Source organism: Microbacterium soli (assembly GCF_039539005.1).
Taxonomy (GTDB): domain Bacteria; phylum Actinomycetota; class Actinomycetes; order Actinomycetales; family Microbacteriaceae; genus Microbacterium; species Microbacterium soli.
This window is the reverse complement of record NZ_BAABCP010000002.1, coordinates 480,590-507,409: the sequence shown is the minus strand read 5'-3', so window position 1 is coordinate 507,409 and position 26,820 is coordinate 480,590. Positions and strand designations below refer to the sequence as shown.

At 70.7% G+C, this 26,820-nt stretch carries 20 protein-coding genes, 1 tRNA gene and 1 pseudogene; 11 read left to right on the top strand and 11 right to left on the bottom strand.

All coding sequences use genetic code 11. From position 1 onward, the window contains the following. Window positions 1-76 precede the first annotated feature (76 nt). The 3 genes from mobF to ABD770_RS14680 all read right to left on the bottom strand — a co-directional run bounded on the left by mobF (window position 77) and on the right by ABD770_RS14680 (window position 4,899). Window positions 77-3,571 carry a MobF family relaxase gene (gene mobF, locus ABD770_RS14690; RefSeq protein WP_344820451.1) on the bottom strand — a complete coding sequence of 1,165 codons (3,495 nt, stop codon included), beginning with the start codon at window positions 3,569-3,571 and terminating at the stop codon, window positions 77-79. A 184-nt stretch (window positions 3,572-3,755) separates the two neighbouring features. Then, complete coding sequence (locus ABD770_RS14685) at window positions 3,756-4,193, bottom strand: protein-tyrosine phosphatase family protein (protein WP_312677693.1); 438 nt, start codon at window positions 4,191-4,193, stop codon at window positions 3,756-3,758. A 7-nt stretch (window positions 4,194-4,200) separates the two neighbouring features. Beyond that, window positions 4,201-4,899 (bottom strand): hypothetical protein, encoded by a 699-nt coding sequence (locus ABD770_RS14680; RefSeq protein ID WP_344820429.1) that lies wholly within the window; start codon window positions 4,897-4,899, stop codon window positions 4,201-4,203. Between the two features lie 396 nt (window positions 4,900-5,295). Here ABD770_RS14680 and ABD770_RS14675 point away from each other — a divergent pair. After that, window positions 5,296-6,348 (top strand): annotated as a pseudogene (locus tag ABD770_RS14675) (recombinase family protein); the annotation flags it as partial. Between the two features lie 604 nt (window positions 6,349-6,952). Here the strand turns inward: ABD770_RS14675 and ABD770_RS14670 are convergent. The 3 genes from ABD770_RS14670 to ABD770_RS14660 form a co-directional block, all read right to left on the bottom strand. After that, window positions 6,953-7,025 (bottom strand) — tRNA-Ala (locus ABD770_RS14670). A gap of 119 nt (window positions 7,026-7,144) precedes the next feature. Continuing rightward, a complete protein-coding gene (locus ABD770_RS14665) occupies window positions 7,145-7,744 on the bottom strand; it encodes a hypothetical protein (protein WP_344820428.1) in 600 nt (199 codons plus the stop codon). Continuing rightward, window positions 7,744-8,835 carry an OmpA family protein gene (locus ABD770_RS14660; RefSeq protein ID WP_344820427.1) on the bottom strand — a complete coding sequence of 364 codons (1,092 nt, stop codon included), beginning with the start codon at window positions 8,833-8,835 and terminating at the stop codon, window positions 7,744-7,746. Before ABD770_RS14660 ends, ABD770_RS14665 begins: the two co-directional genes overlap by 1 nt. Window positions 8,836-8,976: 141 nt before the next feature. Between ABD770_RS14660 and ABD770_RS14655 the strand changes: the two genes are divergently transcribed. Then, window positions 8,977-9,312 (top strand): hypothetical protein, encoded by a 336-nt coding sequence (locus tag ABD770_RS14655; protein WP_344820426.1) that lies wholly within the window; start codon window positions 8,977-8,979, stop codon window positions 9,310-9,312. A gap of 9 nt (window positions 9,313-9,321) precedes the next feature. Here the strand turns inward: ABD770_RS14655 and ABD770_RS14650 are convergent, their stop codons facing one another. Then, window positions 9,322-10,476, bottom strand: coding sequence for a calcium:cation antiporter (locus ABD770_RS14650; RefSeq protein ID WP_344820425.1), 1,155 nt, complete (start codon window positions 10,474-10,476; stop codon window positions 9,322-9,324). Window positions 10,477-10,597: 121 nt separating this feature from the next. On the opposite strand from ABD770_RS14650, the gene ABD770_RS14645 reads away from it, so the two are divergent. Further along, a complete protein-coding gene (locus ABD770_RS14645; protein ID WP_344820424.1) occupies window positions 10,598-11,686 on the top strand; it encodes an NAD(P)-binding domain-containing protein in 1,089 nt (362 codons plus the stop codon). Window positions 11,687-11,696: 10 nt separating this feature from the next. Next, window positions 11,697-12,875 carry a glycoside hydrolase family 3 N-terminal domain-containing protein gene (locus ABD770_RS14640; RefSeq protein WP_344820423.1) on the top strand — a complete coding sequence of 393 codons (1,179 nt, stop codon included), beginning with the start codon at window positions 11,697-11,699 and terminating at the stop codon, window positions 12,873-12,875. On the opposite strand, the gene ABD770_RS14635 is transcribed toward ABD770_RS14640, so the two are convergent. The 3 genes from ABD770_RS14635 to ABD770_RS14625 are packed head-to-tail and all read right to left on the bottom strand — an operon-like array spanning window position 12,869 to window position 15,480. Then, a complete protein-coding gene (locus ABD770_RS14635) occupies window positions 12,869-13,759 on the bottom strand; it encodes a 3-methyladenine DNA glycosylase (protein ID WP_344820422.1) in 891 nt (296 codons plus the stop codon). The two genes, ABD770_RS14640 and ABD770_RS14635, sit on opposite strands and share 7 nt — an antisense overlap. A 25-nt stretch (window positions 13,760-13,784) precedes the next feature. Then, window positions 13,785-14,810: an App1 family protein phosphatidate phosphatase gene (locus tag ABD770_RS14630; RefSeq protein ID WP_344820421.1), complete on the bottom strand. Its 1,026-nt coding sequence runs from the start codon at window positions 14,808-14,810 to the stop codon at window positions 13,785-13,787. Between the two features lie 13 nt (window positions 14,811-14,823). Continuing rightward, window positions 14,824-15,480, bottom strand: a complete 657-nt coding sequence (locus ABD770_RS14625; RefSeq protein WP_344820419.1) for a DedA family protein — start codon at window positions 15,478-15,480, stop codon at window positions 14,824-14,826. A gap of 42 nt (window positions 15,481-15,522) precedes the next feature. Between ABD770_RS14625 and pabB the strand changes: the two genes are divergently transcribed. The 5 genes from pabB (at window position 15,523) to holA (ending at window position 23,590) form a co-directional block, all read left to right on the top strand. Next, entirely contained in the window at window positions 15,523-16,878 is a 1,356-nt protein-coding gene (gene pabB / locus ABD770_RS14620) for an aminodeoxychorismate synthase component I (protein WP_344820418.1), read from the top strand. A 99-nt stretch (window positions 16,879-16,977) separates the two neighbouring features. Then, complete coding sequence (leuS, locus tag ABD770_RS14615; protein WP_344820417.1) at window positions 16,978-19,470, top strand: leucine--tRNA ligase; 2,493 nt, start codon at window positions 16,978-16,980, stop codon at window positions 19,468-19,470. Between the two features lie 107 nt (window positions 19,471-19,577). Further along, on the top strand, window positions 19,578-20,222 hold the full coding sequence (locus ABD770_RS14610; RefSeq protein WP_344820416.1) for a helix-hairpin-helix domain-containing protein: 645 nt from the start codon (window positions 19,578-19,580) through the stop codon (window positions 20,220-20,222). After that, a complete protein-coding gene (locus ABD770_RS14605) occupies window positions 20,219-22,498 on the top strand; it encodes a ComEC/Rec2 family competence protein (protein WP_344820415.1) in 2,280 nt (759 codons plus the stop codon). The genes ABD770_RS14610 and ABD770_RS14605 overlap by 4 nt, the downstream gene beginning before the upstream one ends. Window positions 22,499-22,543: 45 nt before the next feature. Further along, window positions 22,544-23,590 (top strand): DNA polymerase III subunit delta, encoded by a 1,047-nt coding sequence (holA, locus tag ABD770_RS14600; RefSeq protein ID WP_344820414.1) that lies wholly within the window; start codon window positions 22,544-22,546, stop codon window positions 23,588-23,590. A gap of 117 nt (window positions 23,591-23,707) precedes the next feature. Here the strand turns inward: holA and rpsT are convergent, their stop codons facing one another. Continuing rightward, window positions 23,708-23,968 carry a 30S ribosomal protein S20 gene (gene rpsT / locus ABD770_RS14595; protein ID WP_344820413.1) on the bottom strand — a complete coding sequence of 87 codons (261 nt, stop codon included), beginning with the start codon at window positions 23,966-23,968 and terminating at the stop codon, window positions 23,708-23,710. A gap of 224 nt (window positions 23,969-24,192) precedes the next feature. On the opposite strand from rpsT, the gene ABD770_RS14590 reads away from it, so the two are divergent. Further along, window positions 24,193-25,554, top strand: a complete 1,362-nt coding sequence (locus ABD770_RS14590) for a GH1 family beta-glucosidase (protein ID WP_425562781.1) — start codon at window positions 24,193-24,195, stop codon at window positions 25,552-25,554. Then, window positions 25,551-26,804 (top strand): MFS transporter, encoded by a 1,254-nt coding sequence (locus ABD770_RS14585; protein WP_344820411.1) that lies wholly within the window; start codon window positions 25,551-25,553, stop codon window positions 26,802-26,804. The genes ABD770_RS14590 and ABD770_RS14585 overlap by 4 nt, the downstream gene beginning before the upstream one ends. The last annotated feature ends 16 nt before the right edge of the window (window positions 26,805-26,820 follow it).

The following is a 26,820-nucleotide window of genomic DNA, read 5'->3' as shown; positions in this document are numbered from 1 at the left end:
GCTGCTCCGCGAGCTGCTGCTCATCGATGATCTCTCCCGTCACAGGATCGATCATCTCGGTCGTGTCCATCACGGCCTATTCCTCTCGGTCAGGCCGACCCAGAAACACCGAAAATAAGACAGTCCCGCTGCGGTGGGTGTCGTGCGCGAATGGGTCGGGAAGCCGCTGTGCCCGCTCTGCGACTCGCTGCCGCGCTTGCTCCTGCTCGGCGCGCTTGGCTTCGATGCGTTCGGCGGCTTCGTTCACGGGCAGGCTACGGAGTTGGTCGGCTTCGGCCCGAGTCATGGCGCCCCGGTTTCTGGTGTCGCGAGCCTTGCGGTGGGGGCTGGTGGTGCGAATGCCGAGCTGGTCGCGGCGGGCCTGCTGTGGCCCGTACTCGCTGACCAGCAACGCCAGACGCTCCTGCTCATGGCGTTCCCGCATCGCCTCACGGTTGGCAGTCGCGGCGGCGACGGTCTGCACAGCCTCGGCCACGCGAGGATCGGTCTCTGCACGCTTCTCGGCGGCCCTGCTCGCCCATGCCGGGAGACAATCGGCGTAGGTCGGGGTGGTGCCCCATTCGCTGCTGACCTGTCCACGCAGCTCCTGCGTGTGTTCGGTCGCGGCGCGGTGCTCAGTACGGGCTTTGCGCCTGCCGAACCTGCCCACGGTGGCGAGGCGGGCGCTGGTAGCGGCCTCGTTCTCCACGGCGGCGAGGTAGGCGGCCCCGTCGTGCTCGGCTTGGACGGTGAGCGGCCTGGCGGCCTCGGCGCGCACCTGCTCGGCGACTTCTTCGGCCTTGCGGAGTACAGCAGCACTCTCGTCGTCCTCGGCGCGGTGGGTGGAGCGTTGGGCGTCGAGCCTGGCGGCGATCTGCTCCCATCGTGCCGCCGTCCGTTGTGCGCGTTCGGCTTCGTGGTCGAGGCGGGCGAGTTCTTCGGTGACGAGCCGCACGGGGCCGTCGTTGACGAGGCCGCGCACGGCTTCTTGTGCGGCGTGGGTGGCGTGGTCGAGGCCCCGGTCTGCGGGGTCGCGTTCCATCGCGTCGATGAACTGCGCCCGCGCATCCGCGAGGTCTTCCGCGACGACGTGGAGCCGGTTCGTGTTGCGGCCTCGGGTCATGCCGACGTAGACGCCCGCCGCGCTCGTCGCCTCCGACAGCACCGTGTGCGAGGCATCGACGGTGGCGCCTTGGACGCCGTAGGCGGTGGCGGCGTAGGACAGGTGCGCATGCTCACCCAAATACTCGGCAGGCAGGGCAACGGTGCGCGGGCTCTTGCGCCCGCTGCCGACCTCACGCGCGTAGACCGTGCCGTCGCTCTCGACGTGCTGCACGATCCACTGCTGCCGGTTCGCCACCCCAAGATCACTGTTGTTCTTGCGGGTCTGGATCAGGTCACCGGCCCCGATGCTCAGCCCGTCGCTGCCGGTCTCCGTCACCGTGTCGTCGACCTCGCCACGCTCGATCCGTCCGGCGCGGATGCGCTCATTCAACGCCGCCGCCTCGTCATTGGTCGACACCGTGATCGCCTCGCCGTCGCCGTCGCGGGCGCGGGCGCGGGCGCGGGCGCTGACGGTGATGTGGTCGCGGGCCTGCTCGTCGTCCGCATGCAACGTCACGAGCTTCATAGCGGCGAGCCGGTCGAACACCTCGCCGGGGTTCTCGCGGTCTCGCATCGCCAGCGTGAGCGCCGCGTACTGGGCATCGGTGAAGCGATGCAGCTCGCTCATATCGTAGGTACGGCCCCTGATCTGTGCGGCAATGTCGAGCACACCGCCGCGCCCGACGGCGGGGAGTTGGGCGCGGTCGCCGACGAGCGCAACCGTCGCGTTTGCTTCGGCAGTGATGGTGAGGAGGGCGTGGGCGGTGTCTTGGTCGAGCATCCCGGCCTCGTCGACGATCACCCGCTCACCCCGCGACAGCACCGTTTCTCGCGGTGGGCCGGTGAATGCGCGCCCGGTCTCAGGGTCGGTATCGCCCCGCGTGAGGCGTGTCCATACGCCGTCGGCGTTCCACCGCCACCCATGCGCATACACCAGCGCCGCAACACTGGTGGCGGGTACGCCGAGTTCGTCGTGCGCGACCTGCGCCGCCCGCAGCGTCGGCGCAACCACCCGCGACGCCCTGCCCTGCTCGGCGGCGACCTCGATGGCGCCGCCGAGCATCGTGGTCTTCCCGGCCCCGGCTGCACCCTCCACGATCACCAGCGGATCGTTCGAGGCGACCGCAGCGGCGGCGACCGTCTGCCCCTCATCGAGCCCGGCGGTGTGTGCGGCCTCGGTCACGTCCGCTGGTTTCGGCTCCCGGCGCAGGGTTGCGGCGGTGAGCTGGTCGCGCAGCGCGGTCTCAGCGGCGACCACGCCGACGCTGGTCAGGTGGGCGACGTACTCCGGTGCAGCTGCGCCAGGCGGCAGGATGGAGAAGCAATCCGATACCGCAAGATCGGTTGCGAGGCTCACGAACTCGCGCAACTCCTGCGGTGTGGCCTGCACGCCTGCCTCGGTCGTGATCCGGGTGACATGTTCCTCCACAGTGTGCGGCGTCCATGCCGACGCACTAGCGGCGCACCGATCCAGCGCCCGCGACGCGACCTGTTGCATGCTGAGGTCTTCAAGCAGCACTGGGGGTTGCGCAGTCTTGCGTTCGACCCGTTCGGGGTCGTATCCGGCTTCGCGCAGCTCGGTCACCCATGCGGCTTCCTCCCGCAGGGTGGTGGGCTTCTTCGCGGGTCGCTCATACGCCCACGCCTCGGCGCGCAGGCGGGAGGCGACGACCGGCCCGATCATCTCGCCGGGGTGCGCTTGATCCCATTCGGATTCGAAGCGTTCGAGATTCTTGCGCACCTGCTCGCCCCGCTTCGACATGAGCGCGTTGAACGGCTCCAACTCGGCGACTTCGCCGGTGGCGGGGTCGAGGGTCAGGCCGTGCCGGTCGAGCACGGCGGCGAGGTCGGGGTGGGCGGCGATCACGGCGGTGCCGAGGGCGCGGATCGCGCCCTGCTGCTTGAACAGCGCAGCGCCGTTCAAGCCCCGCCACTTGCCCGCCGCCCACACTCTCATGCCGATCTGCATATGAATATGCCGGTGCGGATCACCCGCCCGCGACGTGCGGTGCGTGATGCCCACGACCTGCATGCTCTCGATGGGTACGACCTCCTGCGCCCCCAACGGCCCGACACGAGTCACGGAGTGCTGGGCGAGCCAGCGCCGAATCTCGCTGAGGGCATCCTGTTGCGCCGCATCCAGCACCTCCGAGACCTCGGGGTGCAGGGCGGCGGCGATCGACAAGCTCTTGGGCGTGTTGATGACCATCTCCATGAACCGGGGCGAGCCTCGCCGATCCGACCCCGCCCGGCGCGGTTTGCCCATCGACTCGCCCGTGAGCGGGTTCTCCCAGTCCACCCACCTCGCATACCCCACAGGATCAAGCGCCAGCTCAGCGGTCACCTCGCCCGATCCGTCGAGTGCCGCGAACTGCGCGACGGTCGCTTCCGCGCCCAGGTAGTAGTCGTCAGCGCGGGAACAGTCGGCCTCGACGTAGCGCAGCGCGTCGGCTCCGGTGCCCCGGAACGGGATCACGCCGCCCTGCATCTCGACCACCACCCTTGCGTCTGCCCCACTCACCATCTAGCGTATCAGCAACTACGTCACTTAGATTACGTTCATTCACTGAGATAAGGGCGAGAACCGGGAGGGTGTGGCGAGCGGTTGGGAGCGCTGGGGGGTGTGGCGAGCGGGTGCGCTCGCGAGTGCGGCGAGGGGCGGGGGCTTGGTGTCAGGAGAGGGAGGATGCGACGGTGGCGATCCAGGCGCGTTGGCGGCGTGTCTCGACGGCTCGGGGGTGGTAGTTCGTTCGCACCCACTCCACGGCGGTGTCGGCTGGAACGCCGCTCATCACGGCGAGCACCGCGAGGGCGGTTCCGGTTCTGCCGATCCCGCCGCCGCAGGCAATCTCGACTCGCTCGGACGCGGCCCGCGTGTGAGCTTCCCTGAGCGCGTCTACGGCGTCCTCGGTGGAGGCAGGCAGGCGGAAGTCGGGCCACCTGACCCAGCGGTAGGGCCAGTCGGCCACGCGAGGGTCGCGGCCCAGGAGGTAGACGGCGAACTCAGGGGCCGGGGCCTGACCGCGAGGCCGACGCGCACCTGTGCCACGGATCAGACGACCGTCCGGCAGGCGCACCACGCCCGCGTCGTCAACCGCCCAGCTCGTCATGCGGGCCTTATCCGGCGCGGCCTCGGCGTCCGGGTGGGAGCAGTCCTTTGCGGCGGGCGCGGGCGACCCAGCCCTGCGCGGTCGAGAGCGGCACGCGGCTGAGCTCGGCCATTCTCGCGGTCGGGTTCGGTTCGCCGTCGTCTACGAGGCGGGTGTGCTGGAGGGCAACGACCTCGTAGAAGTCCGGGGTGCGCTTCGGGTTCCCCAACGGCTTCATCACATCCGCCGAGCGGAGGACGCGACCCGACGGCATGGTCATGGTGCTGCCCTCGAACCGGCTGGCTCCGGTGACGGCGAACTGGCGGCGGTTGATCGCCGCCTCGATCCGCGACGTGGGCAGGTTGCGGAGCATCGGGCTCGCCACGGGATCGCCTGCCCACTCGGGCAGGTAGACGATCCCGGTGATCCGCACCTCGCCCTTGGGTTCCTCGTCCAGCAGGTATTGGCGTTGCAGGCGCAGCAGCACACGAGTGGACGACTCGGTGTGCTGGATGAGGAACCAGCGCCCGGAGTCGGTGTTGTTGTGGCTGGAGTTCAGCCTGCGATCCAGCCCCGGCGCGGGATCGACCCACTGCTCATACCTGAGTGCCGCGTCGATCGCGGGGCTGTCGCGTTCGGGGTCGATGGGCGAGGCGTCGGGCATCTGCCAGCCCGCAGGCAAGTCCGCCGCGACCAGCAGCGGCACACTTTCCAAGTCCTCGATCATGCTCCCAATCCTACATGACCTCATGCAATGGCCGCTACGCCATGTGTGTGCTACTCTATAACTCACGTATCTGCCACGACGTGAGATAGAGATGAGCGACCGGCCCCGACGCACGAGTGATGAGTCGCCGCGACGCGCGGCGCAGAGCAGGGGTGCGCTCGGAACAGGCAAGGGCAACGATCCGCCTCAGTTGCGACTGCGGGCGGAGCGACGGGAGGAACCAGACATGCGCAAATTGGTGGAGTGGGTGCTGAACATCACCCAGGCCCGCTACGACGCGCACCGCGCCGGGGAACCCGACCCCTACGACCTCCCGGCACCTGATGGACTCGGGCCGGTGTCAGACGAACGAGGCAGAGTAGAAGCAGAGCAACCGCACCAACGAAGGAGCACCGCATGAGCACCATCACCGCTCCCGCCCTCGCCCCGGCAGGCGTCACCGACGGCTGGACAGGCGACAAGCCGGTGCTGCTGGCCGTGTCCTATCTACGTGTCTCCACGCGCGAGCAGGCCGAGCGTGGCGGCACTGACGAGGGGTTCTCGATCCCCGCCCAGCGTGAGGCCAACCAGCGCAAGGCCGACGAACTCGGGGCGCGGATCGTGCACGAGTTCGTGGACGCAGGCGAGTCGGCACGCTCGGCGGATCGTGACGGCCTGAAAGAGATGCTGGCGTTCATCGCTGCGTCTCGGGTGCAGTTCTGCATCGTGCACAAGCTCGACCGGCTCGCCCGCAACCGCGCCGACGACGTGACCATCCACCAAGCACTGCTGTCTGCGGGCGTGACATTGGTGTCGGCTACGGAGTCGATCGACCAGACGCCCTCGGGGATGCTCGTGCACGGCATCATGTCGTCCATCGCGGAGTTCTACAGCCGCAACCTCGCCACCGAAGTGTCCAAGGGCCTATCGCAGAAGATCGCCCAGGGCGGCACCCCGATGCGCGCCCCCATCGGTTACCTCAACGTCCGCAAGACGGATGAGAACGGCCGCGAAATCAGAACCGTTGAGGTCGACCCCGAGCGTGCGCCGCTGATCCGGTGGGCGTTCGAGCATTATGCCGAGGGTGAGACCTCGGTGACCGGGCTGCTGCGCGACCTCACCGCACGCGGCTTGGTCACGGTGCCGACGCCGAAGCGCCCGAGCAAGCCGCTGGGGAAGAACACGCTCTACAAGCTGCTGACGAACCCGTACTACGCCGGGCTGATCCGGTACAAGGGCGCCCTGTATCCCGGTGCGCACGAGCCCATCGTGGAAGCGGCGCTGTTCGATCAGGTGCAGTCGCTACTGAAAGCGCGGACCGCGAAGCAGACCCGGCATGTGCAGCACGCCCATCACCTCAAAGGCCTGTTGTACTGCGGCACCTGCGGGTCGCGGATGCTCCTCGACTTCGCCACCAACCCGCGCGGCACCACCTACGCCTACTTCGTCTGCTCCGGCCGCGCCGCCAAGAAGACGAGCTGCACGAGGCGGGCGGTTCCGGTCGCGGTCGCGGAACGTCTCGTCGCGGACTCCTACGCCTCCATCACGATCAGCGACGACACCTACCGCGACCTCGCCAAGCGGGTGGACGCGGCGTTCGACAAGCGCATGGCGGGCCACGACCAGGAGATCGCCGACCTCATGGCGAACCGGGCCAAGTTGGAGTCGGAGAGCGACAAGCTGCTGGCCGCGCACTTCGCCGACGCGATTGACCTGCCGACCTTGAAGCGGCATCAAGACCGCATCCGGGCGGGCCTGTCCGACGTGAACCAGCGCCTTGCCGAGCACGATGAGCACCACACCGGCGGACGCGCGTTCCTGCACGACTCGCTGCGGCTGCTCACCGACGCGCACCGTGCCTACGCTCGTTCAGGTGATGCCGACCGGCGGCTGGCGAACCAGGCGTTCTACACCCGCCTCGACATCACCGATGACGAGCAACTACGTCCGCGCCTGGCCGAGCCGTTCGCCACCATCATCCGCGAGAGCAAGACCCCCAGCGACGAGGGAGAGGAACCCTTACGGGAACACACCACATCTTTCGATGTCGCGTGTTCCCGTAAGACACTTTGGGTGGACCTGAGGGGACTCGAACCCCTGACCCCCTGCATGCCATGCAGGTGCGCTACCAGCTGCGCCACAGGCCCATCGCGTTGCGGGACCGGAGCCCCGGCAACCTGTAAAGCATACAACGACGCGCGGAGCGTTCGCCAATCGCTCGGGTGACCCGGGTGTGTCGCCGGTTCGGCGCACAGGCCGAGGCTGATCAGCGCACCGGGATCCCCGCGACCGGGGAGAATCCCGGCATGGCGACGGCGACGTCGACGACGGCATCGGTGAAGTCGGGGAAGCTCGCGTGCAGCACGATGCCGTCCGTGCCCAGCTTCCGCGGCAGCTTGGAGCACAGGCAGCGCAGGTCCTTGATGTTCGGCCAGGTCTCCGGGTCGGCCCGGTAGCGGATCGGCGCGACGTACTCGTCGCCGGAGATCAGTCGGACGGCACTGATCTCCGAGCTGAGCGTCTCATCCGAGAGCTCGTGCGAGAACAGGAAGCTGCTGATCTCCTCATCGGGGGTGAGGCGGAACGTGAGATCGAGTCCGTCGTCGTGGCGGTCGACGGCGAGGACGTCGACGGTCAGCGTCGTGTCGGCGTGCGGGAGCTCCCCCTCGGCCGATCCGAGCACCGGCATGCTCCGTGCATCCAGCTCCGCCAGTTCGTCATCGACCCAGTCGGGCATGGTGAGTGGGGCGCTCCTGTCGGCCGCGGGCGAGGTCTCCTCCACGGGCTCGGGAGCCCCGCCGGTGCAGCCCGCCAGGAGCACCGTGGCGAGGACGAGGGCGACGCCGCCCAACACGCCGGACCGCATCAGTCCTCACCCCCGACGAACACGACCGTGACGCGCCGGTTCAGCGCTCGGTTCTCGTCCGTGTCATTGGGTGCGACGGGTTCCGTCTCGCCTCGGCCCTCGACCGCGAGTGCGATGCCGGGGAGCCGGCTCTTCAGCGCCTGCTCGACCGCGTGCGCACGGCGTTCGGAGAGGTCCTGGTTGTACGCCTCGTCGCCTGTCGAATCGGTGTGTCCGATGACCGTCGCCGAGCGGGCGCCGGAGGCGCGGATCCGTGCGGCGACGTCGTCGAGCGCACGGTCGGCCGCCGCGGTGATCGTGGCCTCGTCGAAATCGAAGAGCACATCGGCGGAGATGTCGACGGTCTCCTCCTCGCCGCTGGAGGTGCTCCTCCAACTGCCGTCGGCGGCACCGCCCGGCTCGTGGAGCACCCAGATCGGGCCGCCGCTGCGGTCAGCCGCCGCCTGCTCCACGGCATCGGCGTCCGGCGCGGTCGGCCAGCCCTGGCCGACGGGCACCGTCTCGGCATCGACCTGCGGCTGCGGGAGCCCATCGCTCACCGGCACGTCGTGCACGACCGTGCCGTATCCGTCCAGATGCATCGAGACCCGCGTGACCTCGGCGGGCAGCTCGGCGAAGGCCGCATACACCGTCTGCCACTCCTGCGGCTCGTCGTCGTCGAGAACCAGCGCATTCGTACACAGGCAGATCCCCGCGCCCTCGTCGGCCAGCAGCGTCGTGTAGAGCTCGCCGCGCTCGCGGACGACGAGCGACGCCTCCGAGATCCCGAAGCCGGAGTTCTCGAAGTTCCCGCGCCGCCAGTGGAACTTCCTCGGATCCGACAGCTCGTCGGAGTCGTAGGCCGTGTCGCTGCGCACCGACCAGTAGGCGACGGTGCCGCCGTCGTAGCGGTATACGCCGTGGACGGCGAACTCGTATCGGCCGTTGGGAATCGAACTCTGCGCGGTGGATGCATCCCCGCGGGCGACGGCGACGACGGGGATCTCCGAGCCCTCCTCGGCGGCCACGGCCGGGCCGGTGAGCAGAAGCGGCGCGGACAGCACCGCGAGCATCGATGCAGCTGCTGCGTTCCTGGCGTTCCTGGCGTTCATCGGCATCCCCTCCGGGCATCCCCCTGCCCGCTGTCGTGCACTCCGACGACCACCCTATACAGAACCGACCGGCCTTGCGACGCCCGACCGGCCGAGCGGGAGGATGATGGAATCGAAGATCGGGCGGCGAAGGAGCAGGTCATGGCGGAGACGACGGAGTCGGTGCAGCAGGCGGAGCGGATCCGGGCGGCGATCGAGGGCCCGGTGTCGTTGGGTCCGGGATTCCTCCGCGGGGAGGTCACCGTGCAGGCGATGACGGATGCCATGATCGCCGCCGTCCGCGGATACCAGGCCGGCGAGCAGGCGGCCGGGCGCGATCTCGCACCTCTGGGCTCGGAGTCGGCGGAGCTGATCCCCGTGCTCAAGGAGCTCATCACCTGCGGTGGGGGATACCAGGCCGGGCGGTGCGACGCGGCGTGCGTGGCGCGGACGATGACGTATCTGGTGAGCGAGTTCGGCTCCGCCGAACAGGCATGAGCGGAGGGCTCAGGAGAACACGCTGAGCCCGTACAGCACGAACATGAACAGGTGGGTCGCACCGTGCACGGCGGTGGCCCGGCGCCCGGCGAACGTCGCGAGAGTCAGCAGCAGGGTGGCACCGAGCAGCAGCAGGTTCGTCGGCGTCTCGGCCAGCAGCACCGTCTGACCGGTGAGCAGACCGATCGTCAGCACGGCGGGGATGGTGATCCCGGCCGTGGAGACGAGGGCGCCATGGCACAGGTTGCTCACCCGCTGCATCTCCCCGGCCACCGCCGCTCGGATGGTCGTGATGGTCTCGGGGAGGAACACGATCATGGCGATGAGGACGCCCGACAGCGCGACGGGTGCGCCCAGACGCTCCAGGCCGTCATCCAGGAGTGCGGCCATCTCATGGGAGAGCAGGACGACGGGCAGCACCATGACGATCAGCATGACGGTGCGGGTGATCAGCTCCGCCCGGTGCTGCCGGAGCACAGCGGCGATGGGCGGTCGGACCTCATCGGATGTGGAGGACGGCGTGCGGGTGGATGCGATGTCAGGCAGCTCCTGGAAGTCCGTCCGCTGAACACCCATCTGGCGGGCCAGGAAGAACGCGTACAGTCCGAGTGTCAGCAGGATGAGGGGGATGGCCTGTGCGGGCGTGTAGGACCCGTCCTCGCCGATCAGGGCGGGAAGCGCGAAGACCGCCGACAGCAGGACGATCAGCATCCCCAGGTACTGGGTGAATCCCGTGCTGTTCACCCGCAGGTCGCGGCGCCTGTGCGCGGCCACCAGCAGGGCGACACCGACCACGAGGTTCAGGATGATCATCGACACGGCCATCACGGAGTCCCGCGCGATGGTCGTGTGCTCGCCGGGACCGAGCATGACCGCGGAGATGAGGATGACCTCGATTCCCGCGATCGACAGGGTGAGCACGAGCGTGCCGTAGGGGTCGCCGAGACGATGCGCGAGATGCTCGGCCTCGGTGACGACGCCGAAGGAGCTGATCGTGATGACCACGACGACACCGGCCAGCAGCAGCCACAGCACCGGGGTGGGGAGTCCGGCCGGGGACGACGGGCCGAACGCGCTCAGCAGGAGGACCGACCCCCAGCCGAGCACCAGCCGGAGGACCGCCGTGGGCGTGAGAGTCGCGCGGAGCGGGGCGGGGATGCGCATGACGAAACCGATTCCGCGGGGTCGTCCCCGCCTGTGACGTCGCCGTCGGGTCGTCCCGTCGGTCTCCTGCAGGTGAGTGTAGCAGGGGAACATCGGCGCTCCGCCGGCTGTTGAGGCCAGGGTGAGCATTCTCGAGAGCGTCGTGATCGGGGCGGGGCAGGCGGGCCTGTCGGCCTCGTATCATCTGCGCCGGCTCGGCATCGACCATGTCGTCCTGGATGCGAACGAGAAGCCGGGCGGTGCGTGGCAGCACCGCTGGGACGCCCTGACGATGGTCGACGTGCACGGTGTCGCCGGGCTGCCCGGCGACACCCCGCCCGCTCGCACGCAGGAGCGTGCCAACAGGGTCGTGCCCGCGACGTTCGCCGCCTACGAGCGGGCCCACGATCTGCCCGTCATCCGGCCCGTCACCGTGCGCGAGGTCGCCGACGAGCAGGGAATCCTCATCGCGCGGACGGATGCCGGCGTGTGGCGTACGCGCACGCTCGTGAACGCGACGGGGACCTGGACGCGGCCCTTCCTGCCCCACTATCCCGGTATGGAGACGTTCCTCGGCGAGCAGCTGCACACCGTGGACTATCCGGGACCCGAGCATTTCCGCGGCAGGCGGGTGATGGTGGTCGGCGGCGGTGCATCGGCCGTGCAGTTCCTCGGTGCGCTCGCCCCCGTCACCGACACGCTCTGGGCCACGCGCAGGCCGCCGGTGTGGCGCACGGACGAGTTCACCCCGAAGGTCGGGGCTGCCGCCGTCGCGCTGGTCGAGAAGCGCGTGGCGCAGGGACTCCCGCCCTTGAGCGTGGTCAGCGTCACCGGGCTCCTGCTGCGCCCGCAGGAGCGCGAGGCGGAACGACTGGGCGCCTACGCCGACCGCCGGCCGATGTTCGCCCGTATCGAACCCGACGGCGTGCGCTGGGCGGACGGCGGATTCGAGGCCGTCGACGTCATCCTCTGGGCCACCGGGTTCCGCCCGGCGATCACGCATCTCGCGCCGCTGCATCTGCGCAGCGAGCACGGCGGCATCCGGTTGGACCGCGACGGTCGCGGCACCACGGCCGTGGCCGACCCGCGCATCCAGCTCGTCGGCTATGGTCCCTCGGCGAGCACCATCGGGGCCAACCGTGCCGGCCGCACCGCCGCGAAGGGCGTGCAGCGCAGCCTCGCCGCCCTCGCCGAGCGGGACTTCGCCGTACCGGTCGGGACGGTGGCGTAGCGTTGCCGACATGCGCAGCGCGATCCGGGGGACTGCTGTCGCCGCCGTGGCGGTGATGCTCCTCGTCGGCTGCGCACCCGGAGCGGCACCGTCCATGCCGGAACCGGACCGGTCCGCCTCGGCACCACCACCGTCCCCGTCCGCGACGCCCACCGTGTCACCCGTCGACGCTGCCGTGGACCGCATGAGCACGGCCGAGCAGGCCGCGAGCGTCGTCATGGGCCACCTGCCCACCACGGACCCCGCCGCATTGCGGGAATTCATGGCGTCCGGCCCGGGCGGAGCTGCGCTGGGCGGCTTCATCCTGATGGGGGCGAACATCGCAGGCGACGAGGACGCCGTCCGGGCGGTGGCCGACGAGCTCACCCTCGACCCCGCGCTCCCGCCGCTCATCGCGATCGACCAGGAGGGCGGCGTCGTCTCGCGCCTGCCCTGGGATCGGCTCCCCGGCGGACGGGCCCTGCAGGCCGAGGACGCCCAGCGCACACGAACAGTGTTCACGCAGCGGGCGCGCATGGTCCAGGCGTCCGGTGCGAACGTCAATCTCGGCGTCGTCGCCGACATCCCCCGCTCGTCGTCGTCGTTCATCTCCTCCCGCGCGCTGGGCACCGACCCCGACTCCTCGGCCGCGCATGTCGCCGCGGCGGTGCAGGGGGAGCGGGGCATCGTGCTCTCCACGCTCAAGCACTTCCCCGGTCACGGCGCGGCGCCGGGAGACTCCCATCACGGCATCCCCGGCACCGACGAGTCGCTGTCGCAGTGGCGCTCCGCCGATGCCGTGCCGTTCGCGGCGGGGATCGACGCGGGCGCCGACCTGCTGATGTTCGGTCACCTCGCCTACACGGCGGTGGACTCGGCACCGGCCTCCCTGTCCGCGCGCTGGCACGAGATCGCCCGCGACGAGCTGGGCTTCCGGGGCGTGGCGATCACCGACGACCTGGGGATGCTCGCATCCTCGGGCATCGACGCCTACCGGGACCCGGTGGCGAACGCGGTGACCGCTCTCGCCGCCGGCAACGACATGGTGCTCATGGTCGCCGGATCCACGGCGCGGACCGCAGCGGAGATGGCCGCGGGGATCGCGCGGGCGGTCGACGACGGCACGCTGCCCGCGGCGCGGCTGCGGGATGCCGCCGTGCACGTCATGGCGCTGCGAATGCGCCTGGCGGACTCCGCGGCGGCTCAGTAGTCGGCGGATGCCGGTTCGCCCAGCCAGGCGTTCAGCATCCGCTTTCGCAGTGCCGTGCTGCGCGCGGCGAACGCGCGCTGACGGCGCACGTACTCGGCTTTGCCGTCCGCGGTCTCGATGCGCACCGGCCGCACGCCCCACTCCGTCAGGTCGTAGGGAGCCGCCTGCATGTCCAGCAGACGGATGTCGCGCGCCAGCTCGAAGGCGTCCAGCAGCAGTTCGCCCGGGACCAGCGGTCCGAGCTTCATCGCCCACTTGTACACGTCCATGCCCGCATGCAGGCATCCGGGCTGCTCCAGCTCCGGCTGGGAGGCACGGGTCGGAGCGAGACGGTTGCGGGGCACGGCCTCCGGGGTGAAGAAACGGAACGCGTCGACGTGCGTGCAGCGCAGCTCGTGCGTCTCCACCACGGCATCCGTCCCGGCCTGCCCCAGTCGCAGGGGAATCGGATGCCGATGCTCCTGCTCCCGATACACCATGGCCCACTCGTGCAGGCCGAAGCAGCCGAACTGGCCCGGCCGGGAGGCGGTGCGGCGCAGCATCCGCTCGACCAGCGACGCCAGCTGCGGCTTCTCGGTGCGGAAGGCCTCCGCATCCGGAACCACGGCGTCCGTCTCGACGACGCCATGGCGGGCCGCATCCGAGTACCAGCGCCAGCCCGCGCGCTCCGGCGCGTCCGCGAGTGCGACGCCCGCCCCGGGATGCCAGCGTCGGAGCAGGGAGGGCCGGTACGCGTAGTACGTGAACAGGAAGTCCCACACCGGGTGCTTCTCACCGTGCGCCGCGCGGGACCGGTGCGCGGCGGTCAGCGCGTCGGCCCGCTCCTCATGCCGGGCGGCGCGCTGGACCCACTCGTCACGGGGGAGGATGGCGGAGACGTCCACCACACGAGGATACGCGGACAGCCGGTCAGCGGGGGTCGATGAGACCCGCTTCACGGAGCCGGTCGCGCAGCCCGGCGCCGTCCTCCGCGCTCACCCACGGAACCGGGTCCGCGGTGTGCTCCACCGTGGCCCGGCCGCCGGCCAGCACCGCCTCCGCCGGCAGCAGGCGCCGGATGGCGACACCGGCGACGGAGTCCGGGTGCTCCGCGAGGAAGTCCGAGTAGATGGCCTCGTCGTGCTGCCCGTCGTCGCCGATGAGCAGCCACCGCACCTCGGGGAACTCCGCGGCGAGGCGTCGCAGGTTCTCGGACTTGTGCGCGCGGCCACTGCGGAACCAGCGGTCGTGGGTGGGGCCCCAGTCGGTGAGCAGCATGGCACCCGGAGGGAACAGATGCCGGTTCAGGAACCGGCGCAGGGTGGGGGCGACGTTCCACGCGCCCGTGGACAGATAGACGACCGGCGACCCCGGATGCTCGCGGCGCAGCTGCTCGAGAAGCACCGCCATCCCCGGTACGGGGGTGCGGGCGTGCTCGTCAAGGACGAAGGAGTTCCACGCGGCGATGAACGGGCGGGGGAGCGCCGTGACCATGATGGTGTCGTCCACATCGCACACCACCCCGAACCGGGCGTCGTCGGAGACGACGAACACGGTGGCGTCCACGGGGTCGCGCCCTTCGACCGACATCGTGAAGCGCTGCCAGCCGGGCGCGAGATCGGCGCGGATGACGGTGTCGATCACCCCGCCGCGGTCGGCGACCACGTCGTGGGTGCGACCGGCCAGGTGGACCTGGACGGCCGCGAAGCCGACCGGTATGCCGACGAACGCCCGCCAGCCGCGGACGCCCGTGCCCTCTCCCCGATCCCGTCTCGGCGGAGGCGGGACGATGAGCACCCGCCCCACCACGCGCACCCAGCCGGATCCGCCGTAGCCGGGGAACGGCACGATCGTCGCCGAACGCCCACGTCGGCGGGCGCGGCGCTCGCGCCAGACGTGGAACCGGCGCTCGAGCCGGGCGAACCAGTGGATCCTGGACGCTGAAGCGGAGGTCATCGCACCCAGTCTTTCACGCTTCGGGCCGCGGCTCCTCCTTCATGTGATGCTCCTCGCGCCGCGCGATGAGCTTCTTGACGAGGTAGATCACCAGCAGCGCCACCGCGATCACCCCGACGAAGAAGTAGCCCGCGTAGTGCACGCGGTGCGACAGCTCCGGATAGCTGCCGGCCGCTCCGGCGGCCAGGCCGACATAGATGGCCGCCCACAGCGTGCACGCCGGCAGCGTCCAGGCGATGAACCGCCGATAGGCGTAGCCGCTCATGCCGACCGTGAGCGGGACGAGCGAGTGCAGCACGGGGAAGAAGCGCGACAGCAGGATCGCGATACCGCCGCGGCGCTGCAGATAGCGCTCCGAGCGCTTCCAACTCTCCTCGCCGATGCGGCGCCCCAACCAGGACGCGCGGATGTGGGGTCCCGCCCAGTGCCCGAGCCAGAAGCCGAAGGACTCTCCGATGAGCGCCCCGCCGATGACGGCGAGGCCGAGTGCGATCCCCTCCGCCCAGGACGTGACGCCGATGGCCGCCACGAGGACGACGGTATCGCCGGGGAGGATCAGGCCGATGAGGATGCTCGTCTCCAGCATGATCGCGACTCCGGCGATGACTGTGCGAAGGACGGGGTCGACGGCCTGCACGGTCTCGATCGCCCAGAGCACGAAGTCGTTCACCCCACGAGCGTACGGCGTCCGTCCTCCCGTACGCTGAGAGTCGTGTCCGCGCCATGCCCCCTCGACGCAGCCCCCCTCGCCGTCCGCACGGACGAGCCTCTCGGCGTCGAGAGGCTGTTCCTGCGGCTGTTCGCCGATTCCGAGGCGTCGTTCTGGCTGGACGCGGGTGCGCGGGCGTCCCGGGGATGGAGCATCCTCGGCACAGGTGGGATCGAGCCCGACCCGTCGCGCGTGCGAGCCGTCGAACTCGCCGGACCGACGCCCGCGTCTCCCGCGCCGGCAGGGGACGGGATCCCGTTCCACGGCGGCTGGGTGGGCTGGTTGAGCTACGAGCAGGGCGCCGCTGCGCTCGGCGCCCCCGTGTCCGGTCCGGACCGTGGCAGTGCATGGATCGTCGTCGACCGGGCGGTCGCCGTGGATCACGCGACGGGACGGGTGTTCGCGCTCGCCGCACCCGCGCGCCTCGCGCAGTGGCGCGCCCAGGTGCAGGCGCTGCTGGAGCGTCTCGTGCCCGCCCCACCACCGCCGTCGCCGGCAGTCGTGGTGGCGACGGCGCGGCACGGCGTCGTGGAGTATCAGGCGATGATCGAGCAATGCCGTGCGGCCATCGGGCGCGGCGACGCGTACCAGCTCTGCCTGACGACTCGCTTCACCGTGCCCCGGCCTGCGGACCCCATCGCCGTCTACCGGCGACTGCGGCGCGCCACGCCCGCGCATCACGGCGGATTCCTCCGCATCGGCGATCGCCTCCTGCTCAGTGCGAGCCCCGAGCAGTTCCTCTCCGTCGCAGGCGGATCGGTCTCCACGAGCCCGATCAAGGGCACCCGGCCCCGGGGCGCCACCGCCGAGGAGGACGCACGGCTGGTGGAGGAGCTGCGCACGGATGCCAAGGAGCGCGCCGAGAACGTCATGATCGCGGATCTCATGCGCAACGACCTCTCCCGCGTGAGCGTCCCGGGCACGGTGCGTGTGCGCAGGCTGTGGGACGTGGAGTCGTACCCCGCCGTGCATCAGTTGGTCAGCACGGTCGATGCACGGCTCCAGGAGCGCATCACGGTCGGGGATCTCGTCGATGCGGTGTTCCCGGCGGGGAGCATGACCGGGGCGCCGAAGCTCTCGGCGATGACGATCCTCGCGGGACTCGAGCAGGCACCGCGCGGGGTGTACTCGGGGTGCTTCGGACACGTCGGGTTGGATGGGAGGGCGGACCTGGCGATGGTCATCCGCTCCGTCGTCGTGGAGCAGGACGAGGCCCAGGTCGGTGCGGGCGGTGGGATCACCTGGCTGTCCAGGCCCGACGCGGAGGTCGCGGAGGTGGCGATCAAGGCCCGCGCGCCGCTGGCGGCGCTGGGAGCCGTCGTGCCCGCGGAGTGGGCGGCCGTCGCGCAGTCGCGATAATCTGGATCATCCCGTTTTTCCGGGCCGCCCCCGCATCTGCAGATTGGTCGTTCCTTGTCCGAGCACGCGTCAGAAACCCCCTCCGAGTCCGCCGAGGCGATGTCCGCGCACGACATCCAGCGCAAGTGGCAGCAGTTCTGGGCGGATGACGAGACCTTCCTCGCGGGCGGCGAGGACGACGACCGGCCGCGCAAGTACATCCTGGGCATGTTCCCGTACCCCTCCGGCGACCTGCACATGGGGCACGCGATCAACTACCTGTATCCGGACATCGTCGCCCGCTACTGGCGGCACCGCGGGCACAACGTGCTCAACCCGATCGGCTGGGACTCGTTCGGCCTGCCGGCGGAGAACGCCGCCATCAAACGCGGTGCGGACCCGCGTGAGTGGACCTACCGGAACATCGATCAGCACAAGGCCGGCTTCCGCGGCTACGGCATGTCGTACGACTGGTCGCGCGTGCTGCACACCTCCGACCCGGAGTACTACCGCTGGAACCAGTGGCTGTTCCTGAAGCTGCATGAGCGGGGGCTGGCGTACCGCAAGAAGAGCGCCGTGAACTGGTGCCCGAAGGATCAGACCGTGCTCGCCAACGAGCAGGTGGTCGACGGGCGCTGCGAGCGCTGCGGCACCGAGGTCGTGAAGAAGAAGCTCACGCAGTGGTACTTCAAGATCACCGAGTACGCCGACCGGCTGCTGGACGACCTGGACGAGCTCGAGGGGCACTGGCCGCACAAGGTGCTGCAGATGCAGCGCAACTGGATCGGCCGTTCCACGGGTGCCGACGTCGACTTCCACATCGAGGGCCGCGACGAGCCGGTGACGGTGTTCTCCACGCGCCCCGACACGCTGCACGGCGCCACGTTCTTCGTCGTCGCCCCGGATGCCGATCTCGCCGCCGAGCTGGCAGCCGGCGCCTCCGCCGAGGTGCGGATGCGATTCCAGGACTACCTGGACACCGTTCAGAAGCAGACCGAGATCGAGCGGCAGTCCACCGACCGTCCGAAGACCGGCGTGTTCCTGGAGCGTTACGCGATCAACCCGGTCAACGGGGAGCGGCTGCCGATCTGGGCGGCCGACTACGTGCTGGCCGACTACGGCCACGGCGCGGTCATGGCCGTTCCCGCGCACGACCAGCGCGACCTCGACTTCGCGCGCACCTTCGATCTGCCGATCCGCGTCGTCGTGGACACCACGGTGGCCGGTGGGGCGAACGCCGGCGAGGATCTGGCGGAGATCGACCCGGCGGTCACGGGCGTCGCGCTGGTCGGCAGCGGGAGGATGACCGGGTCCGGCGAGCTGGACGGTCTGGAGAAGGATGCGGCGATCGCCGCGACCATCCAGCGCATGACGGAGGCGGGCAACGGCCGTGCGGCGAAGAATTTCCGTCTGCGCGACTGGCTGATCTCCCGTCAGCGGTTCTGGGGCACGCCCATTCCCATGCTGCACCTGCAGGACGGCTCGGTCGTTCCGGTCCCCGAGGAGCAGCTGCCGGTGACGCTGCCGAGCGTGGAGGGACTGGATCTGCGCCCCAAGGGCTCCTCACCGCTGGGCGCCGCCGAGTCGTGGGTGCGCACGGTCGACCCGGCATCCGGTGAGCCCGCGCTGCGCGACCCGGACACCATGGACACGTTCGTGGACAGCTCCTGGTACTTCCTGCGCTTCCTCTCGCCGCACAGCGACCAGTTCGCCTTCGATCCCGCCCAGGCGAAGCGCTGGGCTCCCGTGGACGGTTACTTCGGCGGTGTCGAGCACGCCATCCTGCACCTGCTGTACGCGCGCTTCATCACCAAGGTGCTCTTCGACATGGGGCTGGTGGACTTCCAGGAACCGTTCTCGAACCTCGTCAACCAGGGCATGGTCATCATGGACGGCTCCAAGATGTCCAAGAGCAAGGGCAACCTCGTCGAGCTGTCCGACCTGCTGGCGCAATACGGTGCGGACGCGCTGCGACTGGGACTGGCGTTCGCCGGCCCGGTGGAGGACGACAAGGAGTGGAACGGCGTCTCCCTGGCCGGTGCGCAGAAGTTCCTGTCCCGTGCGCTGCGCGCAGGGGACGACACGACGAGCCCGGTGGGGGCGGATGCCGCGGCGGGCGATGTCGCCCTGCGCCGGATCACGCATCGGCTGCGGGCCGAGGCACCGTCCCTGGTCGAGCAGACGAAGTTCAACGTGCTCGTCGCGCGTCTGATGGAACTGGTCAACGGCATCCGCAAGACCATCGACACAGGGGCGGGGGGAGCCGATCCCGCCGTGCGCGAGGCCGCGGAGACCGTCGCGCTGATGCTCGAGCCCATCTCGCCGCACACCGCGGAGGAGCTGTGGTCGCGGCTCGGTCATGAGCCGTCGGTGAGTCGGGTGCCGTGGCCGGATGCCGATCCCGCGCTGCTGGTGGAGGACACCGTCACCACGGCCGTGCAGGTCGGCGGCAAGGTGCGCGCGACCATCGAGGTGCCCGCGGGGATCTCCGACGCCGATCTGGAGGCGGCGGCCCGCGCCGACGAGCGCGTGCAGCGGGCACTGGAGGGCAAGCAGATCGTGCGCGTGATCGTGCGCGCCCCGAAGATCGTGAACTTCGCCGTCAAGGGCTGAGCGGCAGCGCCCGGACAACTCCTGCACATCCCGCGGGTGCGCGGGAGTTGTCCACATCCGGCGGGAATCGGGATCCGGCATCCGTCGCCGGTGCGTAGCGTGACGGCGTGCCCGCATCGGAACCGCCAGCTGAGGACGCGCATCACGAGGACGCGCGCCCGCACCGCCGGCTGAGCCTGAGCGTCGGCGCGGCCGTCACCCTGGGGCTCGTGGTGCTGTCAGCGGCCGTGGGATGGGGAATTCTGCGCGGACAGACGGCGCCGATGGATCAGATCGCCCTCGACGCGGGTTCGGAGGGTACGGCGGACGGCATCGTCCTGGATGACGCGGAGGGGCTGTACGTGCATGTGCTGGGGGAGGTCGCGCGGCCCGGTCTGTACATCCTCGAACCCGGAGCGCGCCTGGTCGATGCGCTCGCCGCCGCGGGCGGGACGCGGGACTCCGCCGACCTCGGCGCCGTCAACCTCGCGAGGCCCCTCAGCGACGGCGAGCAGCTCGTCGTTCCCGCGCTGGGCGAGGAGCCCGCGGGCACCGCTGCGGCGTCGGCCGTCGGTGCGGACGGCGTCATCGATCTGAACGCGGCGACTCAGGCCGACCTGGAGATGCTGCCGCGCATCGGACCGGCCCTCGCCCAGCGGATCCTGGAGTGGCGGGGGCAGAACGGCCGGTTCCGCGCCGTGGAGGATCTGCTGGCCGTGCCGGGCATCGGAGACAAGCTGCTGGCGGGACTGCGAGAGAAGGTGCGGGTGTGAAGGATCCGCGCACGAGCGCGCTGGCGATCGTGCTGTGGGCGGTCGCCCTGCTGTGCATCGCTCAGCCGTCGCTGGCGCTGCCGGCCGCCGGTGCCGCGGGGACCGGAGCCGTCGCCCTGGCCGCCGTCCGTCTTCGCACGCGGCGCCGTGCGAGCGGGCTGGTCGTGCTGACGCTGCTGTGCGCCGCCGCAGTGGGCGTCGTCGTCGCCGGTGCGCAGCCGGCGCGGGCGGCGCTGACGGCGTCCGACGGACGGGTGGTGGAGGCCGTCGTGCACGTGTCCTCATCGGCCTCGATGGGCTCCGACGACAGGCTGTGGTTCGACGCACGGGCCATCGCACTCGGAGCGCCCGGTGCTCCGGAGGCGGTCGACGCGGCGGTGCGCGTCGGCGCCCCGGACATCGCCGGGGCCGACATGGGCGCGCGCCTGCGCGTGGTCGGGCAGGCGAAGAGCACCTCGCCCTCCGAGAAGGCGGGGCTGGTGATCTTCGGCACGACGGCCGAGGTCGTGCGACCGGCGACCGGCGTGTTCGCGATCGCCGCCGCCACCCGCGCGGGCTTCGTCGCCAGGGCGACCCGTCTGCCCGAACCCGGGGCGGGGCTGCTGCCCGGGCTCGCCGTCGGAGACACGCGGGCCGTCTCGGAGGAGCTGAACGCCGCCATGCTGGCCTCCGGACTGAGCCATCTGACGGCGGTCAGCGGAGCGAACTGCATGGTGATCGTGGCGGCCGTGTTCTGGCTCGTCTCGCTCGCGGGCGGCGGCCGCATCCTGCGCGTCGTGCTGGCCCTCGCGGCACTGGCGGCCTTCGTGGTGCTCGTGACACCCGAGCCCAGTGTGGTGCGCGCGGCCGTCATGGCGGCGCTCGCGATGCTGAGCATTCTGCTCGGCCGTCCGAGCGCGGGGCTGGCGATGCTCTCGCTGACGGTGAGCGGGCTGCTGGTGGCGGACCCCTGGTTCGCCGCGTCACCCGGTTTCGCCCTGTCGGCGGCCGCCACCGCGGCGCTGCTGGTGCTGTCCCGGCCACTGCTGCGCGGACTGGGACGGTGGATGCCCGCACCGCTGGCCCTCGCGCTGTCGGTGCCGTTGGCCGCCCAGGTGGTGTGCGGCCCCGTCATCGCACTGTTCTCCCCGCAGCAGTCCCTGGTCAGCGTGCCCGCCAACCTCATCGCCGAACCGGCCGCACCCATCGCCACCGTCATCGGTCTGCTGGCGTGCCTCGCCGCCTTCATGCCGCCCGTCGCCGACCTGCTGGCCGCGGCGGCATGGCTGCCCGCGGCGTGGATCGACAGGACCGCGACCGTCAGCGCCGCTCTTCCCGCGGCGACGGTGACCGTCGCGCCGGGACCGATCGCCGCGCTCACCGTGGGCCTGCTGAGCGCGGCGATCGTCATCGTCGTCGTGACCCGTCGGTCGCGGCGGCTGCGGGCGGTGTCCGTGGGGATCATCGTGATCGCACTCGCGGCGGCGGGCGGGCGGATGCTTGTGAGCGGCCCGCTGGCGACGCTGACGGCGCCCGCGAAGTGGGCGATCGCCGCGTGCGACGTCGGCCAGGGCGACGCGGTCCTGCTGCATTCGGGCAGGCGCGTGGCGCTCGTCGACACCGGACCCGACCCGGACGCGCTGCGCGACTGCTTGTCGCAGACGGGCGTCGCACGCGTCGACCTGCTCGTGCTCACGCACTTCGACCTCGACCACGTCGGCGGCGCATCGGCCGTCGTGGGGAAGGTGGGGGATGTGCTGCACGGTCCGGTGACGGAGGATCGGGAGCGCCGGATGCTGCACGAATTGGCGGCAGCCGGCGCGACGCTGCACGACGCGAGCGCAGGGCTCTCGGGAGCGCTCGACGGTGCGCGGTGGCATGTACTGTGGCCGGATGCCGACCCGGTCGTCTTCCCGTCCGGCAACGATGCGAGTGTGGTGGTCGAGATCGCCGGCGGCGGGATCCCGCGCACCCTGCTGCTGGGGGACCTGGGCGCCGGCTCTCAGCGGCTGCTGCTCGCATCCGGCAGGCTGCGCGGCCGTTATGACGTCGTGAAGGTCTCGCACCATGGCAGCCGCGACCAGGAGCCGGCGCTGTACGCCGCGGTGCGGGCTGCGGTGGCGCTGATCAGCGTGGGGGAGGAGAACGACTACGGGCACCCGCGTCCGGAGACGCTGGCGCTGCTGGAGTCGGACGGCACACGGGCGCTGCGCACCGACCGGCGCGGGCTCATCCTGCTCGGCCTGGATCGCGACGAGCTGCTGGTGTGGTCGACCCGCGCGCCGCCGCCGGGCTGACGGTGCACGATGGGCGGTGTCGGCGCCCGCCGGTAGGCTGGGAGGATGGCAGCACCCCGATCAGGATCCCGTGCGCGCAGCACCGCCGCCAAGGGCGCCAAGATCCCCCAGGTGTCGTGGCGGGAGCCGAGACCGGCACCCATCGTGCTGGTCTCCGGCCCCGAGGAGGTGCTCGCCGAGCGCGCCATCGCCGGCGTGCGCGACTATCTGCGTGCGGAGGACCCGTCCCTCGAGATCAGCGACATCCGCGCCGACGACTACGCGCCGGGCACACTGCTCTCGCTCACCTCGCCCTCGCTGTTCGGCGAACCCCGACTGGTGCGCGTGGCGGGTGTGGAGAAGTGCTCGGACGCCTTCCTGCAGGAGGCGGTCGCGTATGCGGAGCACCCGCAGGAGGGCGCCACCGTCATCCTGCGGCACACCGGTGCCAGCGTGCGTGGCAAGAAGCTGCTGGACGCCGTACGGGCGGGCATGGGGGGAGGGATCGAGATCCCCTGCGCCGCCGTCAAGCGCGACGGCGACCGGGTCGACTTCGCGGCGGGGGAGTTCAAGGCCGCCCGGCGACGCATCGCCCTCTCCGCGCTGCGGGCCCTGGTGTCGGCCTTCGCCGACGACCTCACCGAGCTCGCGGCGGCCTGCCAGCAGCTCATCGGCGACGTCGAGGGAGACATCACCGACGACATCGTCACCAAGTACTACGGCGGGCGGGTCGAGGTCTCGGCCTTCGTCGTCGCCGACACCGCCATCTCCGGGCGCTACGGGGAGGCCCTCATCGCCCTGCGGCATGCGCTGGCCTCCGGAGCGGACCCCGTGCCCATGGTCGCGGCGTTCGCCATGAAGCTGCGCACCATGGCCAAGGTGGCGGGCAACCGCGAACCCAGCCGTCAGCTCGCGCAGCGGCTCGGGATGAAGGACTGGCAGGTCGATCGCGCCCGACGCGATCTGGCGGGGTGGAACGAGCGATCCCTCGGCATGGCCATCCAGGCCACGGCACGCGCGGACGCCGAGGTCAAGGGCGCCGCGCGCGACCCCCTCTTCGCCCTCGAGCGCATGGTCGCCGTGGTCGCCACGCGCGAGCCCTTCGGACGCTGACTCGCCCGCGGCGCCCCGCCCCGGACACGCGCCGCCGCGTCTCCGACGCCGCATCGATCCGCAGACGCGGAAGACCCGCCCCGGAATCGGGACGGGCCTTCCGGCGGGGTCTGCGGCTCAGAGAGCGGCGACCTGCTTGGCGATGGCCGACTTGCGGTTCTTCGCCTGGTTCTTGTGGATGACGCCCTTGCTGACGGCCTTGTCGAGCTTGACCGACGCGACCTTGAGCGCGGCCTCGGCGGTCTCCTTGTCGCCGGCGGCGACAGCCTCACGGGTCTTGCGGACGAGGGTCTTCAGCTCGCTCTTGACGGCGGTGTTGCGCTCCTGCGCCTTCAAGTTGGTCTTGTTGCGCTTGATCTGCGACTTGATGTTTGCCACGTGTGGACGCTTTCTGTCTGGATGGGTGATCGGATGCTGCAGACGAGAGAGGGCGTCGACAGCGGTCGTGAGGGGCGAACCCACACGCAAGCCAAGAACCGATATTACCAGCCGAGCCCCTCGCGTGCGAAACGACGGGGCGTGCCGAGCGGGATCCGGTCGCGCGAAGCATGGAACGACGTGCAGAATCGACGGTACCCGCACGATGACGTCGAAGGAGCATGATGGTGCATTCCCAGTCTGCGATCCCACTGCCCGCGCAGCTGCGCTGGTCGGTCGCCACATCCGCCTTCCAGATCGAGGGGTCCCGTCGCGCGGACGGCAGCGGCCGGTCCATCTGGGATGACTTCGTCGACAGACCCGGAGCCGTCGTCGACGGGAGCACGGCCGAACCGGCCTGCGACAGCTACCGTCGCACGACGGAGGACATCGAGCTCGTCGCGGGTCTGGGGGTGGACGCCTACCGCTTCTCCATCCCGTGGTCACGCGTGCAGCCAGGCGGATCCGGCCCCGTCAATCGTGCCGCCCTCGACCACTACTCGCGCTTCGTCGACGGGCTCCTCCAGCGCGGCATCACCCCGCAGCCGACGCTGTACCACTGGGAGCTGCCCAGCGAGATCGAGGCCGACGGAGGCTGGCTCAGCCGCGACACCGCCGCGCGCTTCGCCGACTACGCGGCCCTTGTGACCGACGGGATCGGCGACCGCGTGCACGACTGGTACACGATCAACGAGCCGGCGATGACCACGCTGCAGGGCTACGGCATCGGTGACCTCGCCCCCGCCCGGCGGCTGCTGTTCGACGCCCTGCCCACCGTGCACCATCAGCTGCTCGCGCACGCCTGGGCGGCCTCCGCCCTGCGCGCGGCAGGGGCGCGCAGGGTCGGGCTCACCAACAACCACACGCAGGTGCTCCCCGGTGGGGACACGGATGCCGACCTCGCCGCCGCGCACGTGTACGACACCCTCCACAACCGGCTGTTCTCCGAACCGCTGCTCGCCGGGACGTACCCCGACTTGGAGGTGTTCGGACTGCCGGCGCTGCCGGTCCTCGACGGCGACCTGGAGTCGATCGCCTCGTCGACGGACTTCTACGGCATGAACTTCTACAACCCGACCACGGTGGGTGCGGCGGATCCGGACGACCCGCTGCCGTTCGCCCTGCTGCCCACGCCGGACGTCCCGACGACGGGCTTCGGCTGGCCCATCATGCCGGAGGCGCTGCGCGACTTCCTCGTGGACCTCGCCCGTCGGCATCCGAACCTTCCTCCCATCGTGATCGCCGAGAACGGCGCCTCGTTCCCGGAGCCCTCCACTGCGGGCCGAGTGGAGGACGACGAGCGGATCGGCTTCCTGTCCGCGCACCTCGCCGCCATCGCCGAGGCCATGGCCCAGGGCGTGCAGGTCGAGGAGTACACGGTGTGGTCGCTGTTGGACAACTTCGAGTGGGCCGATGGCCACACGCAGCGCTTCGGCCTCGTTCACGTCGACTTCCAGACCGGGATCCGCACGCCGAAGGCGTCCTACGACTGGTACCGGGACCGCATCCGCGCCTCCCGCGAGAACCGGCGGGGGAGCGGACGATGACCGCCACCAGTCGTGCCGGTGCGCGTTGGATGACGATGTTCACCCTGGCGTGGCTGGCGATCTGGACCGTCCAGCTCACCCCCGTCCAGCTGCTGCTGCCCCTGCAGCTGGACACCTCGGAGGAGGACTGGGTCCGCGGCGTCGTCTCCTCCGGTCTCGTACTGGGTGTCGGCGGGCTGGCGGGCATCGTCGCCGGACCGCTGGTGGGCGCCGTCTCGGACCGCTCGCGCTCCGCACGGGGACGGCGTCGGCCATGGGCACTCGTCGGCGTCTGGGTCGCGGCGGTGTTCCTCGTGCTGACCGGTCTCGTCGAGGGTCCCTGGCTCGTGGGCGCGTGCTGGGTGGGGGTGTCGGTGGGGGTGTCGGTGGCCTCCGCGGCGTTCACGGCGCTCATCGCCGATCAGCTCCCGCCCTCCCAGCGGGGCGCCGCATCCTCCGCCGTGGGCTCCAGTCAGGCCGTGGGCATCGTGCTCGGTGTGGGGCTCGTCGTGCTCCTGGGGCTCGGCGTGCTCGCCGGCTACCTCCTGCTGGCCGGAGTCATCGCCGTCGTCGGCACGGCCACGGCGCTGCTGCTGCCCGACCCGCCCGCCGACACCGCTGATCTCCCGAGCCGATCGGAGTTCGGGCCCCGGCTGGCGTCGCTGCGCGACCGCGACTTCGCATGGATGCTCTCGGGGAGGCTCGTCACGAACATCGGCAACGCGCTGGGCACCGCGCTGTTCCTGTTCTTCCTGCTGCACGGTCTCGGGCAGCCCAGCGCGCAGGCCCAGGACAACCTGCTGCTGCTGATCGTCGTGTACACGGTGTTCGTGGTGGCCGCGTCCGTCGGCACGGGGATCCTGTCCGACCGCAGGGGCGGCAGGCGGGGCCTCACCGTCGCCGCGACCGTCGTTCAGGCCGCCTCCGGTGTGGCGATCGTCCTCGCGCCGACCTTCGGGATGACGCTCGTGGCCGCAGCCCTCATGGGTGTGGGGTACGGCGCCTTCTCCACGGTCGGGCTCGCTTTCGCGACGGACCTGCTGCCCGACGAGCGCGACCACGCCCGCGACCTGGGGATCGTCAACGTCACGGCTGCGCTCGGCCAGCTCATCGGCCCCGTGGCCGGAGCGGGCCTGGTCGCTCTCGTCGGCGGATTCTGGCTGGTGTTCCTCATGGCCGCCGTGCTGTCGCTGGTGGGCGGCGGTCTGACGGCCATGGCACGCACGGCCTCACGTGCCGACACGACTGCGCGCACTCGCACGGCCGCATGAAGAAGCGGGGCCGGTG

Coding starts and splice junctions, on each gene's coding strand:
- mobF (WP_344820451.1), bottom strand. CDS start 3,571: ATGCAGGGCGGCGTGATCCCGTTCCGGGGCACCGGAGCCGACGCGCTG.
- ABD770_RS14685 (WP_312677693.1), bottom strand. CDS start 4,193: ATGACGAGCTGGGCGGTTGACGACGCGGGCGTGGTGCGCCTGCCGGAC.
- ABD770_RS14680 (WP_344820429.1), bottom strand. CDS start 4,899: ATGATCGAGGACTTGGAAAGTGTGCCGCTGCTGGTCGCGGCGGACTTG.
- ABD770_RS14665 (WP_344820428.1), bottom strand. CDS start 7,744: ATGCGGTCCGGCGTGTTGGGCGGCGTCGCCCTCGTCCTCGCCACGGTG.
- ABD770_RS14660 (WP_344820427.1), bottom strand. CDS start 8,835: ATGAACGCCAGGAACGCCAGGAACGCAGCAGCTGCATCGATGCTCGCG.
- ABD770_RS14655 (WP_344820426.1), top strand. CDS start 8,977: ATGGCGGAGACGACGGAGTCGGTGCAGCAGGCGGAGCGGATCCGGGCG.
- ABD770_RS14650 (WP_344820425.1), bottom strand. CDS start 10,476: ATGCGCATCCCCGCCCCGCTCCGCGCGACTCTCACGCCCACGGCGGTC.
- ABD770_RS14640 (WP_344820423.1), top strand. CDS start 11,697: ATGCGCAGCGCGATCCGGGGGACTGCTGTCGCCGCCGTGGCGGTGATG.
- ABD770_RS14630 (WP_344820421.1), bottom strand. CDS start 14,810: ATGACCTCCGCTTCAGCGTCCAGGATCCACTGGTTCGCCCGGCTCGAG.
- leuS (WP_344820417.1), top strand. CDS start 16,978: ATGTCCGCGCACGACATCCAGCGCAAGTGGCAGCAGTTCTGGGCGGAT.
- holA (WP_344820414.1), top strand. CDS start 22,544: ATGGCAGCACCCCGATCAGGATCCCGTGCGCGCAGCACCGCCGCCAAG.
- ABD770_RS14590 (WP_425562781.1), top strand. CDS start 24,193: ATGGTGCATTCCCAGTCTGCGATCCCACTGCCCGCGCAGCTGCGCTGG.
- ABD770_RS14585 (WP_344820411.1), top strand. CDS start 25,551: ATGACCGCCACCAGTCGTGCCGGTGCGCGTTGGATGACGATGTTCACC.